Below are 229 nucleotides of genomic sequence, written 5' to 3'. Positions count from 1 at the left end.
CTCCATTCTTTAGTAATATCTTCATCAGATGAGCTATAACCCATTTGATGACTTGATAAATTTATTATATCAGTAATTTTGGTACCCACATTGCCTACAAGCAATGTATTTTCACATCTTTTATTTAAATTGTTAAGGGCAATAACTGTCATCTTTAGAGCAAAAAGACCTTCATCAGCAGTTTTACTTCGTAAAATAGCTATTATGTATGCATTTAAATAAGTAATAC

The 229-nt window shown here is 29.3% G+C and carries 1 protein-coding gene; it reads right to left on the bottom strand.

What is annotated here, in order from left to right:
- A partial coding sequence (locus SB724_RS22160; protein ID WP_410573280.1) for a hypothetical protein occupies nucleotides 1-229 on the bottom strand: 229 nt, incomplete at both ends.

The organism is Bacillus sp. SIMBA_031 (assembly GCF_046535225.1).
Taxonomy (GTDB): Bacteria; Bacillota; Bacilli; order Bacillales; family Bacillaceae; genus Bacillus; species Bacillus velezensis.
This window is presented reverse-complemented; position numbering and strand designations above follow the sequence as displayed.